This window comes from Vibrio sp. B1Z05 (genome assembly GCF_052955985.1).
On sequence record NZ_CP130463.1, the window covers coordinates 522,519 to 537,478 of the forward strand.

Genomic DNA, 14,960 nt, shown 5'->3' on the forward strand with positions numbered 1-14,960 from the left:
TAATGCTGAATCAACTAAGGGATATAGTTGAGCACGTATCTCGGGTCGAAGACATACATCAAGCACTTGAGGTGTTTGTTAAACGCACCTGTGATGCGATAAATAGCGAATGTTGCACTATCTATCTTTCTAATCATCAAAAGCAGCGCCTTGAGTTAATGGCAACCAAGGGGCTGACTTTTTCTGGTGAGCGCTTACATATTGGTTTTCAAGAAGGCTTAGTGGGTTTAGTTCATAGAACCGCTGAACCTTTAAATATAGCTAAAGCCTCACTGCATCCCGATTTTAAATATTTCCCGCAACTTGGCGAAGAGCTTTATCAAGCCTTTCTCGCCACGCCAATTGTTCACCGCAAACGCATTTTAGGTGTTGTGGTGATTCAACAAAAAAAACCTCGCCTATTTAGTGATATCGAAGAATCTTTCTTAGTGACTCTGGCCGCGCAATTGGCGGTGTTGATTGTCAGTGAGCAGCAACAGGGGAACTGGTTACTGCAAGAGCGCAGAGGTGCCGGCAATATCGTGACTGGCTTATCGGCGTGTAATGGGATTGCGATTGGTCCTATTTGGCGCGGTAACGATGAGCCTTTGCTGAGTGATGTATCACCTGCCTCTGCGGTGGATGTTGAAAAAGACAAAGAATGGCTATTAGTTGCGGTTGAAAGTGCGTTAAAAGAATTTCGCCGCCTCAGAAAACAGCTCGATAGCGATCTCAATAAAGATGCGCTGGCTATTTTTGATTTATTTACCCACTTGCTCAATGATCCCAAATTAAGAGGGGATTTACTCTCGCAAATAGAAAAAGGGGATACCGCAGACTGGGCTTTGCGACAAGTGATTGAGCGTTATTCTAATCACTTTGCTCGCATGAGTGATATCTACTTGCAGCAACGCTCGCAAGATGTGCGTGAGTTAGGTCAGCGTTTGTTGTACTTCCTTAATCATTCTCAGGTTCAGGAAGTAAAACTTGATAAACCGGTGATCTTTGTGGTGAATGAACTCACTACAACTTTGCTCGCTTCTGTGCCACGGGAAATGCTATTAGGCGTGGTTTCAGTACAAGGTGGCGTGAACTCACACGCGGCCATTTTATCGCGCGCTTTAGGTATTCCCTCGGTCATCGGTCCAAATCTGAAAGGGATTGACGATGATAAAGTGATTATCTTAGATGGGTATAACGGTGAGGTGCTGATTCACCCGACCTATCAGGAGATGTCCGAGTACCAACAACTATTGAGTGAAGAGCAAGAAGTTCGTTCTATGGTTGAATCTGAAGTTTGCCTGCCGGCGATTACGTTAGATAAAGCACCGATCACCATCTTGCTCAATACAGGATTAGGCATTGACGTCAGTTATTTCTTAAATGATGTCATTGATGGTATTGGTTTATACCGCACCGAAATCTCCTTCATTGTGAAACAAGCTTTCCCTTCCGAAGATGAGCAAGTGGAAACCTATCAAAAGGTGCTGGCTTACTCACAAGATAAGCCTGTGGTCATGCGCACCTTAGATGTTGGTGGTGATAAATCATTGCCGTATTTTCCGATGGAAGAAGAAAACCCATTTTTAGGCTGGCGGGGCATTCGTTTTACTTTAGATCATCCAGATATCTTTTTAATCCAAGTACGGGCGATGATGAGGGCCAGTATTGGGCAGAAAAATGAGCTCAATATTTTACTGCCTATGGTTTCGGGTACGCCAGAATTAGATTCTTCCCTTTCCTTGATAGCGCAAGCTTACCATGAGGTTGCTTTGACTTATCCGCAGGTGAAAAAGCCTAAAGTGGGAATAATGCTCGAAGTACCGTCCATGATTTACTTATTACCGGCGATTGCGAAGCGAATTGACTTTGTTTCTGTCGGTACCAATGATCTCACTCAATACTTACTTGCTGTTGATCGTAATAATAGTCAGGTATCGGAACTGTACGAAGTAGTTCACCCTGCGGTGTTGTTGGCATTAAAGCAAATACAAGTCGCGTGTGAAGATGCCAATCTACCGGTTTCAGTGTGTGGCGAATTAGCAGGGGACCCGATTGGGGTGCTGATGCTACTAGGATTAGGATTTACACAATTGAGTATGAGCTCTGCAAACGTCGCCAACATAAAGTATGTTATTCGACAATCTAATTTAGAGGATCTAAAGGCCTTGGCTAATGTCGCGACCAGTCAATCTTACGCGTCAGAGGTACACAAGTTGGCCTTTGAATACCTTGAACATCGAGGCTTAGCCGGTTTTGTGCGCCCTGGAAAACATTAATGATTACCATTGAATTAATTGCAGTATTGGTGCTGATTGGTGCATTTGTTGGAGTGTTAGCGGGATTACTTGGCATAGGCGGCGGTTTGATTATCGTGCCTGCTTTGCTGTTTTTGCTGCCGATGTTTGGCATTAAAGCGGCGATTGCGATGCAAATGGCGTTGGCGACCTCTTTGGCTTGTATCATCCTCACCTCTGGCTCATCGGCTCTCAATCATTATCGGGCCAACAACGTTGATATGTTTGTCGCAAAGTTTCTTATTCCCGGCGTCATTGCTGGTGGTTTTGGTGGCAGCTTTATTGCTGAGCGAGTGCCAAGTGATTACTTGCCGCCAATATTTGGCTGTATTGTTTTGTGTTTGTCGATTCGTATGTTTACATCAATCAAAGCCACGGCCGCTAAAGGCCACATTGGCGTAACAAATACCTTTATCTCTGGAGCTACGATCGGTACTATCTCAAGCCTTGCTGGTATTGGTGGTGGCTCATTATTAGTGCCGTTTCTAAACCGACGAGGGATAGAAATGCGCAAGGCGGTAGGCACATCATCGTTTTGCAGTATGATATTGGCGGCCTCTGGAATGCTAGGTTTTATCTTGCATGGCTCAGGCTCTGATGTACTGCCAGCGCACAGTGTCGGTTACGTGTATTTGCCTGCATTATTTGCTATTGCCTCTAGCTCTGTGCTAACTAGTAGGATTGGTGTTCGGTTAACCAATGTCTTACCGACACCAACGCTCAAAAAAATATTTTCCGTATTGCTATTAGTGATAGCGATACGAATGCTTTTCTTTTAATGATTAACGCTAAGAAGATTTTATGAATCAAGGATTTCTCACTTACCCTCATATTGATCCTGTGCTACTAGCCATTGGTCCAATTTCGATTCGCTGGTATGGGTTGATGTACCTGATTGGTTTTGCTTTCGCTATGTGGCTTGCCAATCGTCGCGCAGATAAGCCAAACAGTGGCTGGAACCGTGAACAGGTATCCGATTTATTATTCTTAGGTTTTCTAGGGGTAGTGGTTGGTGGACGCATCGGTTACGTTGTGTTCTATAACTTCGGTTTGTTCCTTGATAACCCATTGTATCTATTTGAAGTGTGGACCGGAGGCATGTCCTTCCATGGTGGTCTGCTGGGCGTTATTTCTGCGATGGCTTATTACGCCTATCGCAACAAACGCACTTTCTTTGGTGTGGCTGATTTCATTGCACCGCTGATCCCATTTGGTCTTGGGGTAGGTCGCATTGGTAACTTCATGAATGATGAGCTTTGGGGACGAGTAACAGACGTGCCATGGGCAGTAATGTTCCCATCAGGTGGCTACTTACCAAGACACCCTTCACAGCTTTATGAAGCTTTCCTAGAAGGCTTTGTGCTACTGCTTATCTTGAACTTCTTTATCCGCAAGCCGAGACCGGCAGGCGCAGTGTCGGGATTATTCTTGATGGGGTACGGTACGTTCCGCTTCATTGTTGAATACTTCAGAGAACCTGATGCGCAACTTGGACTGTTTGGTGACTGGATTTCAATGGGGCAGATCTTATCGTCGCCAATGATTCTTATTGGCGCGGCTATGATCTTCTGGGCATACAAGTACAACTCTAAATCTTTGGAGAGCACTTCTGCCAACGAAGCTAAGGATAATAAGTAATGAAACAGTATCTAAACTTATGTCGTCGCATTGTTGATGAAGGTCATTGGATTGAAAATGAACGTACAGGCAAACGCTGCCTTACGGTGATTAATGCTGATTTAACTTATGATGTTGCTAACAATGCGTTTCCTTTGGTGACCACTCGTAAGAGCTTCTGGAAAGCGGCTGTTGCTGAGTTAATCGGTTATATTCGTGGCTACGATAATGCTGAGCAGTTCCGCGCTATTGGCACTAAAACATGGGATGCCAATGCCAATCTTAACCAAGCTTGGTTAGACAATAAATTCCGTAAAGGTGAAGACGACATGGGGCGCGTGTATGGCGTTCAAGGTCGTCAGTGGGCTAAACCAGATGGTGGGCACATTGACCAATTACGTAAAATTGTTGATGACTTAACTAAAGGCGTGGACGACCGAGGAGAGATCCTTAACTTTTACAACCCAGGTGAATTCCACATGGGCTGTTTGCGTCCGTGCATGTACAGCCATCACTTTTCATTGCTTGGTGATACTCTGTATTTAAACAGCACTCAGCGCTCTTGTGATGTCCCTCTAGGGCTGAACTTTAATATGGTTCAGGTATATGCGTTTTTGGCTATCATGGCTCAAATCACGGGCAAGAAAGCCGGTGTGGCGTACCACAAAATAGTGAATGCGCATATTTATGAGGATCAACTGGAGTTGATGCGTGATGTACAATTGCATCGTGAACCTCTTAATGCACCTAAGTTCATCATTAACCCAGAGATCAAAACGTTAGAAGATTTAGAAACTTGGGTGACAATGGATGACTTCTCTGTGGAAGGGTATGAATCACATCCTGCCATCAAGTATCCATTCTCGGTGTAAAAAGAGCATAGATTTGATTTTATCTCTCTGAATTTAAAAAATTATTTCATATAGGGCTAATATTTAGGTATTAGCCCTTTTTTACGTCAATCACTCAGTGGATAGAGTTATTTGAATATGAAATATGGACGTTACATTCCTCTTGCTGTTAGTACATTAGCTTGTTCTGAAACGGCACTCGCTAGCCTCATTGATCCAGATAAATACTTATCTGATATTTACTCAACTACCTTAGTCCTTACCGACAGTGAATTAATTACCATAGGTTTTGGCAATTTCGATCCCAATAAGATATTTGGCACCGATAATCCCGACTTTGGTGGCCAAGAAGCGATAGATACTCGTCGTAGAATCGCCGCGACCTCTCTACCCATTTCATTTTTATTTAAGGGTGACAATAGCCTTTGGTTACATCGTTTAAAGCTACGTGCGGCCTATTTGGAGCTAAGTCGAGATATCTCCTATGAGCGATTCAGCGGGCTGGAGGATTGGGAGACGGATAAAAACAAGGATAAGGTGCTAGCAGGTTATGCTGAGTATTCGTTAGGTTATCAGCTGTCTGAACAATGGCAGCTCTTTGTGGGTTCTGGCTTGCACTTGATGCACTACAACAATGAGTTTACCGCGAATAGCCCAGCCAGTGACTTCATTAGGGAAGAAGGTATTGCCTCAGTGATTAATGGCTCTTCCAATGCGTGGGTAGCCGAGCCACAGCTTGATGTTATTTATACCAAAGCGCTTGGAGGGGGCGAGCTTCGTTTTAATAGTGAATATCACTACTTTTGGGGACGCAGTTTTGGCGGGAGCATAGGCACTGCCAATGCAACACCTGAAGGCTGGCGCATTATGAACGGTTTGCAATATAAGTATCACCTCAGCCCATGGGGAAATCGAAAGCAAGATCTGCTCTTTCGAGCTCGGCGCATCGATGTTGGCGGAGATTTAAGAGATCCTCTAGATACAACACATTATGGGGAATACAGCGTGGGGTGGGTGATTGATACCAGTGACTACTCTTCATTGGTTTATAACGTAGGAATCGGGCTTAGCCTTAACTATGGCAGTTCTTTGAAAGGCGGCGCTTTAGTATTTTTCTACAATGAGTAGTCGTTGATACAAACCAAATAAAAAAACGGCCTACTTCAACTTGATATCAAGAGGAAGTAGGCCGTTTTTAATAGCTGAGTAATCTGTTGTTATGAGGTTAGCGCAATCACTGTACCTGGCATAAGAACAAACACGGCAATTAAGTATCCAGCCACAACGGCTTTGTTTTTAATCGCCATTGTTGAAATCCAATCGGCACCTTTCAAAGGTAGCTCGCGCAAGAATGGAATTCCGAAAATAAATACAGTCGCTGCAATGTTGAATAGCAGGTGTACCAACGCAATTTGCAGAGCAAATATCGCAAACTCACCCGTCACAGCTGTAGCGGCTAGCAGTGCGGTAATACAAGTACCAATGTTAGCCCCTAGAGTAAATGGATAAACATCACGTACTTTCAATACACCAGAGCCCACTAGAGGAACCATCAAACTGGTTGTTGTTGAAGAAGACTGAACAAGGACAGTAACTACAGAGCCAGAGAAAATACCGTGTAGTGGACCACGTCCAATGGCATTTTTAAGAATTTCACGAGCACGACCTACCATTAGGCTCTTCATCAGTTTACCCATGATGGTAATAGAGATGATGATGGTTGCGATACCTAAGATAATCATGCTTACACCAGCCACGATAGGACCGAAAGCTGTCAGAGGCTCTTGAACCATGCCTATAAGAGGTTTGGTTAATGGCTTGATAAAGTTGAATGCACCCATGTTTAGGTCGCCAGTGCCCATTAGAGGCGCTACTAGCCAAGCTGATAGCTTACCAAAGATACCAAACATCATTTCAAGTGGTAGGAAGATAAAGACGGCCAGTAAGTTAAAGAAGTCGTGTACGGTTGCACTAGCAAACGCGCGTTTGAACTCTTCTTTACAACGCAGGTGACCAAGGCTAACTAAAGTATTGGTGACAGTGGTACCGATGTTTGCACCCATAACCATAGGTATTGCGATGCCAACTGGAAGTCCGCCAGCCACTAAGCCAACAATGATGGAGGTTACTGTACTTGATGATTGAATAAGTGCTGTTGCAACTAGACCAATCATTAGACCCGCTACTGGGTGTGAAGCAAAATCAAATAGTGTTTTTGCATGTTCACCAGAAGCCATTTTAAAGCCGCTGCCTACCATGGAAACCGATACAAGAAGTAGGTACAGCATGAAAGCCAAGTTAGCCCAACGTAGCCAACTAGTCTTGCTAGCGGATAGTGCTGAAACTGAAGGTGCTTGGTTGTTCATTTGTTTTCTCCGGGCCTTTATCTAGGCTTTTAATCAACTGTTGGCGAGTTTAGATAACTTATATTTCAGTTATATTACAGCTCAGTAAAAAAATGCTTTTTTGCATTTATGCCTACGCAAGCGTTTGCGTAGCTGTGTTGTTTCATTAAGTTATTGTTTTGTATAGAATTTATTTTAGGGCTAAATAGGGTTATGACACTTTCTTGAACAACTTTAGTGTTAAATATTGATCTGTTCCAAATATTAATGTGACAAGATTGTCATCTTGCTTTAATTTTACTTCGGTATTATCGAAATTTAACGCTTTTTACCCTTAATTATTAATGTAGCTAAAGGATCGGATATGTCGCATCTCAATTACAATCATCTCTATTATTTTTGGATGGTCTGCAAACAAGGCTCGTTAACAAAAGCCGCTGATGCGCTATTTTTGACTCCGCAAACCGTTACTGGGCAAATAAAAGCATTAGAGCAACGTCTTAATGGTAAATTAACCAAACGTAATGGTAGAAGCATTGAGCCCACTGAGTTGGGCCAGTTAGTGTTTAAGTATGCAGATAGAATGTATGACTTGAGTTATGAAATGCTGGATATCGTTAATTATAGTCAAAGAGCGAACTTATTGTTTGAAGTAGGGGTTGCAGATGCGCTTTCTAAAAGCTTAGTCAGCCAAATCCTTTCTACTACCGTCCCTGATGATGGCAATATCCACCTTCGATGTTATGAATCAACTCATGAATTACTGTTGGAGCAGTTATCACAACACAAGTTGGATATGATTCTGTCAGATTGTCCTATCGATTCTTCGCAAAATGCCGGCTTATACAGTAAAAAATTAGGTGAGTGTGGAATGAGCTTTTGTTCAGCAACACCGCTAGATGAAGCTGAGTTTTGGCCAAACTTGGAAAACTATCGGTTACTTATCCCAGGTTCAAGAACTTCAATGGGCAGAAAAGTAACCGAATGGTGCGACAGACAAGGTTTTCAGCCAACCATATTGGGCGAGTTTGATGACTTTGCCTTAATGAAGGCATTTGCTGAAACGCATCCAGAAACGGTATTCATTGCACCAACTCGTTATCCTTACAAAGGTAATCCATCGGGAGTGCCTTTATTTCACCGCATTGCCGAAATAGAAGCCTTAAAAGAAGAGTACTACGTCATATTTGCAGAGAGAATGATTCAACACCCTGCAGTAAAAAGTGTTTGTGATGCTGATTTCTCCAAAATTTTTCATTAATTTCAAGAGTAGAGGTTTAACTTTGCTTGTGTCAGGCGTAGGCTTTATCTATTCGCTAAAATGTATGACTACAAATATCTTATGAATTTGAAAGCAATGGAAAAAAACTCTCCTAAAGCCGTGTTGCTATTAAAAGCGATGGCGAATGAGAGACGTCTTTTTATTTTGTGTATGTTGCACGATAGAGAGTTGTCTGTAGGAGAACTATGCCAACAATTGGATCTTAGCCAGTCTGCATTATCTCAACATTTAGCATGGCTAAGACGCGATGGTTTGGTGGCCACTCGTAAAGAAGCACAAACTGTGTATTACTCGTTAAGCAGTACTGAAGTGAAGCGTATGATTCATCTGCTGCATGAGATGTATTGTTCTGAATAATCAGAATCACCAGAGAGGGTGAGGAAAGGTTGTTTTTGACATGCTCAAAAAAAAGAGACAAAAAAACCGGCAGAAGCCGGTTTTTTATTTCTGAATCGAAGTTCTAATTAAAGAGCTTTGATTGCAGCAGAGAAGCGTGCTTTATGACGTGCAGCTTTATTCTTATGAATAAGGCCTTTAGTCGCTGCGCGATCTAGGATCGGTGCAACAGCTGCTAGTTCAGCAGTTGCAGCTTCTTTATCACCAGCTTCGATAGCTGCGATAGTTTTTTTCATGTAAGTGCGCATCATAGAACGACGGCTAGCATTGTGCTGACGACGTTTCTCAGCCTGGATAGCGCGCTTCTTAGCAGATTTACTGTTTGCCAAGGGTCTAACTCCCAAAACTTGTTCGGTAACAATATAAGGTCGTGGAGAATGCCTTTTTGATAACCGAAAGTCAATTGATTTGTGCGAAAACTCATCTAAAACAATGTAATTTTGTTTAGATAGGTTAACACGGTTAAGATGGCGGGGATTCTAACAGCATTTTGATAGTAGATCTACACTCAACCTAAGTTACTTCAAGTAAACTGCTTTTATCAATGTGTTAGAGTCGATGTGTTAGAGTCTGATTCTGATAGGCTGTGCCTTTGCTAAGCGCACGCTAAAAACATAGTTTTATATAATTAAGGAATAAAAGTGAGTAAAGGCCTTCTCAAGTCAGGTGCTATTGTAAGCGCCATGACATTAGTTTCTCGTGTGTTGGGGTTGGTTCGGGACGTTGTTGTTGCCAACCTTATGGGGGCGGGAGCAAGTGCTGATGTGTTTTTCTTTGCCAACAAGATCCCTAATTTTTTAAGACGTTTATTTGCCGAAGGGGCATTTTCACAAGCCTTCGTTCCTGTACTTACCGAATATCACTCCAAAGGTGATATGGATGAAACTCGACAACTCATCGCCAAAGTATCCGGTACTTTAGGGGTTATCGTCAGCATAGTGACTGTGTGCGGTATCTTGGGCTCTGGTGTAGTGACGGCCATTTTTGGTACAGGTTGGTTTTTAGATTGGTTAAGGGGTGGTCCGTCGGCTGAAAAGTTTGAAATGGCCAGCCTGATGCTAAAAATCACTTTTCCTTATCTTTGGTTCATTACCTTTGTGGCACTGTCAGGTTCCATATTAAATACCTTAGGCAAGTTTGCGGTTTCGTCTTTTACGCCTGTATTTTTGAATGTGATGATCATTTTTGCCGCTACTATGATCGCGCCACGTTTAGCCAATCCAGAAATTGGTTTAGCCATCGGTGTTTTTCTGGGTGGTTTAGTGCAGTTCTTCTTCCAGTTACCTTTCTTAATTAAAGAAGGAGTATTGGTTAAGCCTAAATGGGGATGGCGAGATCCTGGCGTAGTCAGAATCCGCACTTTAATGATCCCTGCATTATTTGGGGTATCGGTCAGTCAAATAAACCTGCTACTGGATACCTTTATTGCCAGTTTCTTGCAAACCGGTTCTATCAGTTGGCTTTATTATTCGGATAGATTACTGGAATTCCCTCTAGGCTTGTTTGGCATTGCTATTGCTACAGTTATCTTGCCGGCTCTGTCACGCAAGCACGTTGATGCTCACAGCCAAGGTTTTGCCGCCACTATGGATTGGGGCATTCGTATGGTGTTATTGCTTGGGCTACCGGCCATGCTTGGCTTAATCGTGCTGGCAAAACCTATGTTGATGGTGCTCTTTATGCGCGGTGAGTTTGGCATTCATGAAGTATTACAATCGTCATACTCTTTGATTGCTTACGCTTCTGGCTTATTGAACTTCATGTTGATTAAGGTACTGGCTCCGGGTTATTACTCTCGCCAAGATACCAAAACTCCTGTGCGCTACGGCATTATCGCAATGACCACCAATATGGTGTTTAACGTTATTTTTGCATGGCATTACGGTTATGTCGGTTTAGCAATGGCGACGGCGCTGTCTGCTCTTATTAATATGGGGCTGTTATATCGCGGTCTGCATAAAGCACAAGTGTATCGACTCACTCGTCAAACTGTGGTCTATATAGTGAAAGTGGCCTTGGCGGGTATCGCTATGGTGTTGGCGATCAGCTATCTACTCAAACCGATAGATGCTTGGCTGGCAATGTCTTTAACGCAAAGAGTGATTGAGTTGGTTAGTATGATTGGTGTCGGTGCATTAGCGTATTTAATCACCGCATTGGTGCTTGGAATACGTCTTAAACACTTGAAAGCCAACATGTAAAAGAATGCAAAATAAATCTACTCTTCGCGTTGCTAGCATATGTAAGAGTTTTCGGTATATAATTTGCCAGTTTAGGGATTTTAGACCCTGTAGACTAAGAAGGTTAGGTTTTAACGCGTTACATGCATCTTATCCGAGGTAGCCATAACATACGTCCCGAACATCAGGGATGTGTCTTGACCATAGGTAACTTTGATGGTGTCCATCTAGGGCATCAGACGGTCTTGAAGCAAGTACAACAAAAAGCTGAAGCGCTTGGTCTTCCGGCTGTGGTGATGACTTTTGAACCACAGCCTTTAGAGCTATTCTTGCAAAGCAAGGCGCCGGCTAGGCTGACTCGTTTGCGCGATAAATATGTGCAGTTGAGTAAGCTCAATCTTGAACGTCTTCTTTGTGTGAATTTTAGTCAACGCTTTGCGGGGCTTCCACCGGAGCAGTTTATTAAAGATCTGCTGGTGGATAAGCTTGGTGTTAAGTTTCTCGTGGTAGGTGATGACTTTCGCTTTGGACGTAAGCGACAAGGTGACTTTTCTATGCTGCAACAAGCAGGAAAAGAGTATGGATTTGAGGTTGTGAGTACTGAAAGTTTCTGTTTGAACACAGAAAGGGTCAGTAGCACAGCAATTCGTGAGGCTTTAGGGCAAGACGAACTAACACAAGCCAAATCCATGCTAGGCCGACATTACAGTATTAGTGGACGTGTTTCGCACGGTCGTAAGCTAGGAAGAACCATAGGTTTTCCTACTGCTAACATCCCATTAAAACGTACCGTGTCACCTGTCTCTGGCGTTTATGTCGTTGAAGCTAACATTGATGGAAAAATGGTTGGTGGCGTTGCCAATGTCGGTCAAAGACCTACGGTAAACGGCGTACGACAACAACTTGAAGTTCATTTTTTTGAACTAGCAAAAGATTTATACGGCAAACAATTAGAAGTTTGCTTATTACACAAGTTGCGAGAAGAAGTGAAATTTCCTTCCTTTGAAGCACTTAAAACTCAAATAGAATTAGATGCTGAGGCAGCTCGGGTGTGGTTGCAGCAGCACAGGGAAGCATTGACTTAACGACGGATGTTACGTTTAACCGCGTAATAGAAAGTACAATAAGTGTATGTTTACCAAAATATCTAACTTCGCCCAATATTACGGAAATAAGAATCGATGACTGACTATAAAGATACCCTGAACCTCCCAGAAACAGGGTTTCCAATGCGCGGTAATCTGGCGAACCGTGAACCAGAAATGCTTAAGCGTTGGTATAAAGAAGATCTTTACGGTGCTATCCGTGAAGCTAAAAAAGGCAACAAGCCTTTTGTTTTGCACGATGGCCCTCCATACGCAAATGGTGACATCCACATTGGTCACGCGCTAAATAAGATTCTTAAAGACATTATTATTAAATCTAAGACCCTTTCTGGCTATGACGCGCCGTATATCCCTGGTTGGGATTGTCACGGTCTTCCAATCGAATTGATGGTTGAGAAGAAAAAAGGCAAGCCGGGTCATAAGATCTCTGCGGCTGAATTCCGTGAAGAGTGTCGTAAGTACGCTGCCGGTCAAGTTGAAGGTCAGAAAGAGAGCTTCAAGCGTCTTGGTATTATGGGCGAGTGGGACAAACCTTATCGCACAATGGATTTTGGCACAGAAGCCAACATCATTCGTGCGCTAGGCAAAATTGCTGACAAAGGCCACTTACTAAAAGGCTTTAAACCTGTTCACTGGTGTACTGACTGTGGAAGTGCATTGGCGGAAGCGGAAGTTGAATACAAAAACAAAGTTTCACCATCAATTGATGTGAAATTTAAAGCGGCTGATGAAGCGGCGGTATTGAGCAAGTTCTCACTGACTGGCGACAACGCTGGTGAAGGTGATATCTCAGTCGTTATCTGGACAACAACTCCTTGGACACTGCCAGCAAACCGCGCGGTTTGTTTGCGTGATGATCTTGAGTATGTTCTTGTTCAAATTGAAGGTGAGCAACCACAACGTTTGATCCTTGCCTCTGATCTTGCAAAAGAAGTGATGGATCGTGTTGGCGTTGAAAACTATCGCAACCTTGGCTTCGCGACAGGTGCCGATTTAGAACTGCTTAACTTCCAACATCCGTTCTACGACTTTACTGTACCGGCTGTATTGGGCGACCACGTAACCACTGAGTCTGGTACTGGTATCGTTCACACCGCACCGGGTCACGGTCAAGAAGATTTCGTGGTAGGCCAAAAATACGACCTAGAAATTGCTAACCCAGTAGGTTCTAATGGCGTGTATCTACCTGATACTGAACTGTTTGCAGGTCAACACGTATTTAAAGCTAATGATGTAGTAGTAGAAACGCTAAAAGAAAAAGGCGCTCTATTACACCATCACGCTTATGAGCACAGCTACCCACATTGCTGGCGTCACAAAACACCGATTATTTTCCGCGCGACTCCACAGTGGTTTATCTCTATGGATCAAGCGGGTCTGCGTGCCAATGCATTGCAAGCAATTAAAGGTGTTGAGTGGATGCCTGAGTGGGGTCAAAGCCGCATCGAAGGTATGGTTGAAGGTCGCCCTGAGTGGTGTATCTCTCGTCAACGTACTTGGGGCGTGCCAATCACTTTGTTTGTACACAAAGAGACAGCTGAGCTGCACCCTAATACTCAAGAGATCATTGAAAAAGTTGCTAAGCTAGTTGAAGAAAAAGGCATTCAAGCATGGTGGGATGTTGATGCAGCTGAGCTACTAGGCGAAGAAGACGCAGCCAACTACGAGAAAACACTCGATACACTTGATGTATGGTTTGACTCTGGTGTAACACACTACTCGGTGGTTGATGCTCGTGAAGAGTTCCACGGCGCAAGTGCTGATCTGTACCTAGAAGGTTCTGACCAACACCGTGGCTGGTTCCAATCATCGCTTATCTCATCCATTGCAATGAAAGATAAAGCCCCGTACAAGCAAGTGCTTACACACGGCTTCGTAGTGGATGGACAAGGCCGTAAAATGTCTAAGTCTATCGGTAACGTAGTGGCGCCTAAAGACGTGACTAATAAGCTGGGTGCTGACATCTTGCGTCTATGGGTATCTTCTACCGATTACACTGGCGAAGTTGCCGTATCGGATGAAATTCTAAAACGCAGTGCTGACGCATACCGTCGTATCCGTAACACCGCTCGTTTCTTCCTAGCTAACCTAAACGGCTTCAACCCTGAAACTGATTTAGTGCCTGCTGACGAAATGGTGGCATTGGATCGTTGGGCTGTAGGTCGTGCACAAGAAGCGCAACAAGAAATTGTGAAAGCATACGAAGAGTACAACACGCATGCGGTTACTCAGCGCTTAATGCAATTCTGTTCAATCGAAATGGGTTCTTTCTACCTAGACGTGATTAAAGACCGTCAGTACACAGCGAAGCAGGGCAGCCATGCTCAACGTAGCTGTCAAACTGCGCTTTACTACATCGTAGAAGGTCTGGTTCGTTGGATGGCTCCTATCATGTCTTTCACAGCCGATGAAATCTGGAACCAAATGCCAGGTAAACGCGATACGTTCGTCTTTACTGGTGAATGGTTCGATGGTCTATTTGGTCTTGCAGAAGGCGAAGAACTGAATAACGAATTCTGGAGTGAAATTCAGCATGTTCGTGCTTCAGTGAACAAACTGCTTGAAGAAGCTCGTAAAGAGAAGTTAATCGGTGGCGCACTACAAGCTGAAGTGACGCTTTATGCTGATGATGCTCTAGCAGCTAAGCTAAATAAACTGGGTGATGAACTGCGTTTCATTATGCTGACGTCTCGCGCGGACGTGGTTGCTCTATCAGAGAAACCAGCCACTGCACACGAGACAGAAATCGACGGTTTGTTTGTTCAAGTTAATGCAACTGAGCTAGAAAAATGTGACCGTTGTTGGCACCACACTGCAGATGTAGGCACTATTGAAGGTCATGAAACTATCTGTGGCCGTTGTGTGTCTAACGTAGAAGGCGAAGGCGAGGTTCGTAAGTTTGCCTAA

The 14,960-nt window shown here is 43.7% G+C and carries 12 protein-coding genes; 10 read left to right on the forward strand and 2 right to left on the reverse strand.

Annotated elements, in window-relative coordinates; translation table 11 throughout:
• Positions 1 to 2 precede the first annotated feature (2 nt).
• The 5 genes from ptsP (at position 3) to QV280_RS02500 (ending at position 5,872) form a co-directional block, all read left to right on the forward strand.
• On the forward strand, positions 3 to 2,258 hold the full coding sequence (ptsP, locus tag QV280_RS02480) for a phosphoenolpyruvate--protein phosphotransferase (RefSeq protein ID WP_152822496.1): 2,256 nt from the start codon (positions 3 to 5) through the stop codon (positions 2,256 to 2,258).
• A gap of 2 nt (positions 2,259 to 2,260) precedes the next feature.
• Positions 2,261 to 3,055, forward strand: a complete 795-nt coding sequence (locus QV280_RS02485) for a sulfite exporter TauE/SafE family protein (protein ID WP_261824222.1) — start codon at positions 2,261 to 2,263, stop codon at positions 3,053 to 3,055.
• Between the two features lie 22 nt (positions 3,056 to 3,077).
• Entirely contained in the window at positions 3,078 to 3,914 is an 837-nt protein-coding gene (gene lgt / locus QV280_RS02490) for a prolipoprotein diacylglyceryl transferase (RefSeq protein WP_152822501.1), read from the forward strand.
• A complete protein-coding gene (locus QV280_RS02495; protein ID WP_152822504.1) occupies positions 3,914 to 4,765 on the forward strand; it encodes a thymidylate synthase in 852 nt (283 codons plus the stop codon). The genes lgt and QV280_RS02495 overlap by 1 nt, the downstream gene beginning before the upstream one ends.
• A gap of 117 nt (positions 4,766 to 4,882) precedes the next feature.
• Entirely contained in the window at positions 4,883 to 5,872 is a 990-nt protein-coding gene (locus QV280_RS02500; RefSeq protein WP_152822507.1) for a Solitary outer membrane autotransporter beta-barrel domain, read from the forward strand.
• Positions 5,873 to 5,961: 89 nt separating this feature from the next.
• Here QV280_RS02500 and QV280_RS02505 read toward each other — a convergent pair whose 3' ends face one another.
• The gene (locus QV280_RS02505; protein ID WP_152822511.1) at positions 5,962 to 7,110 is read right to left on the reverse strand and encodes a Na/Pi symporter; all 1,149 of its coding nucleotides are present in this window, start codon (positions 7,108 to 7,110) and stop codon (positions 5,962 to 5,964) included.
• Positions 7,111 to 7,453: 343 nt separating this feature from the next.
• Between QV280_RS02505 and nhaR the strand changes: the two genes are divergently transcribed.
• On the forward strand, positions 7,454 to 8,350 hold the full coding sequence (nhaR, locus tag QV280_RS02510; protein WP_152822514.1) for a transcriptional activator NhaR: 897 nt from the start codon (positions 7,454 to 7,456) through the stop codon (positions 8,348 to 8,350).
• Between the two features lie 81 nt (positions 8,351 to 8,431).
• Positions 8,432 to 8,728 carry an ArsR/SmtB family transcription factor gene (locus QV280_RS02515; RefSeq protein WP_023404751.1) on the forward strand — a complete coding sequence of 99 codons (297 nt, stop codon included), beginning with the start codon at positions 8,432 to 8,434 and terminating at the stop codon, positions 8,726 to 8,728.
• A 107-nt stretch (positions 8,729 to 8,835) separates the two neighbouring features.
• On the opposite strand, the gene rpsT is transcribed toward QV280_RS02515, so the two are convergent.
• The gene (rpsT, locus tag QV280_RS02520; RefSeq protein WP_021714872.1) at positions 8,836 to 9,096 is read right to left on the reverse strand and encodes a 30S ribosomal protein S20; all 261 of its coding nucleotides are present in this window, start codon (positions 9,094 to 9,096) and stop codon (positions 8,836 to 8,838) included.
• A 312-nt stretch (positions 9,097 to 9,408) separates the two neighbouring features.
• Between rpsT and murJ the strand changes: the two genes are divergently transcribed.
• The 3 genes from murJ (at position 9,409) to ileS (ending at position 14,960) form a co-directional block, all read left to right on the forward strand.
• Entirely contained in the window at positions 9,409 to 10,968 is a 1,560-nt protein-coding gene (gene murJ / locus QV280_RS02525; protein WP_023404750.1) for a murein biosynthesis integral membrane protein MurJ, read from the forward strand.
• A gap of 122 nt (positions 10,969 to 11,090) precedes the next feature.
• Positions 11,091 to 12,032, forward strand: coding sequence for a bifunctional riboflavin kinase/FAD synthetase (ribF, locus tag QV280_RS02530; RefSeq protein WP_152822517.1), 942 nt, complete (start codon positions 11,091 to 11,093; stop codon positions 12,030 to 12,032).
• A 96-nt stretch (positions 12,033 to 12,128) separates the two neighbouring features.
• On the forward strand, positions 12,129 to 14,960 hold the full coding sequence (gene ileS, locus QV280_RS02535) for an isoleucine--tRNA ligase (protein ID WP_152822520.1): 2,832 nt from the start codon (positions 12,129 to 12,131) through the stop codon (positions 14,958 to 14,960).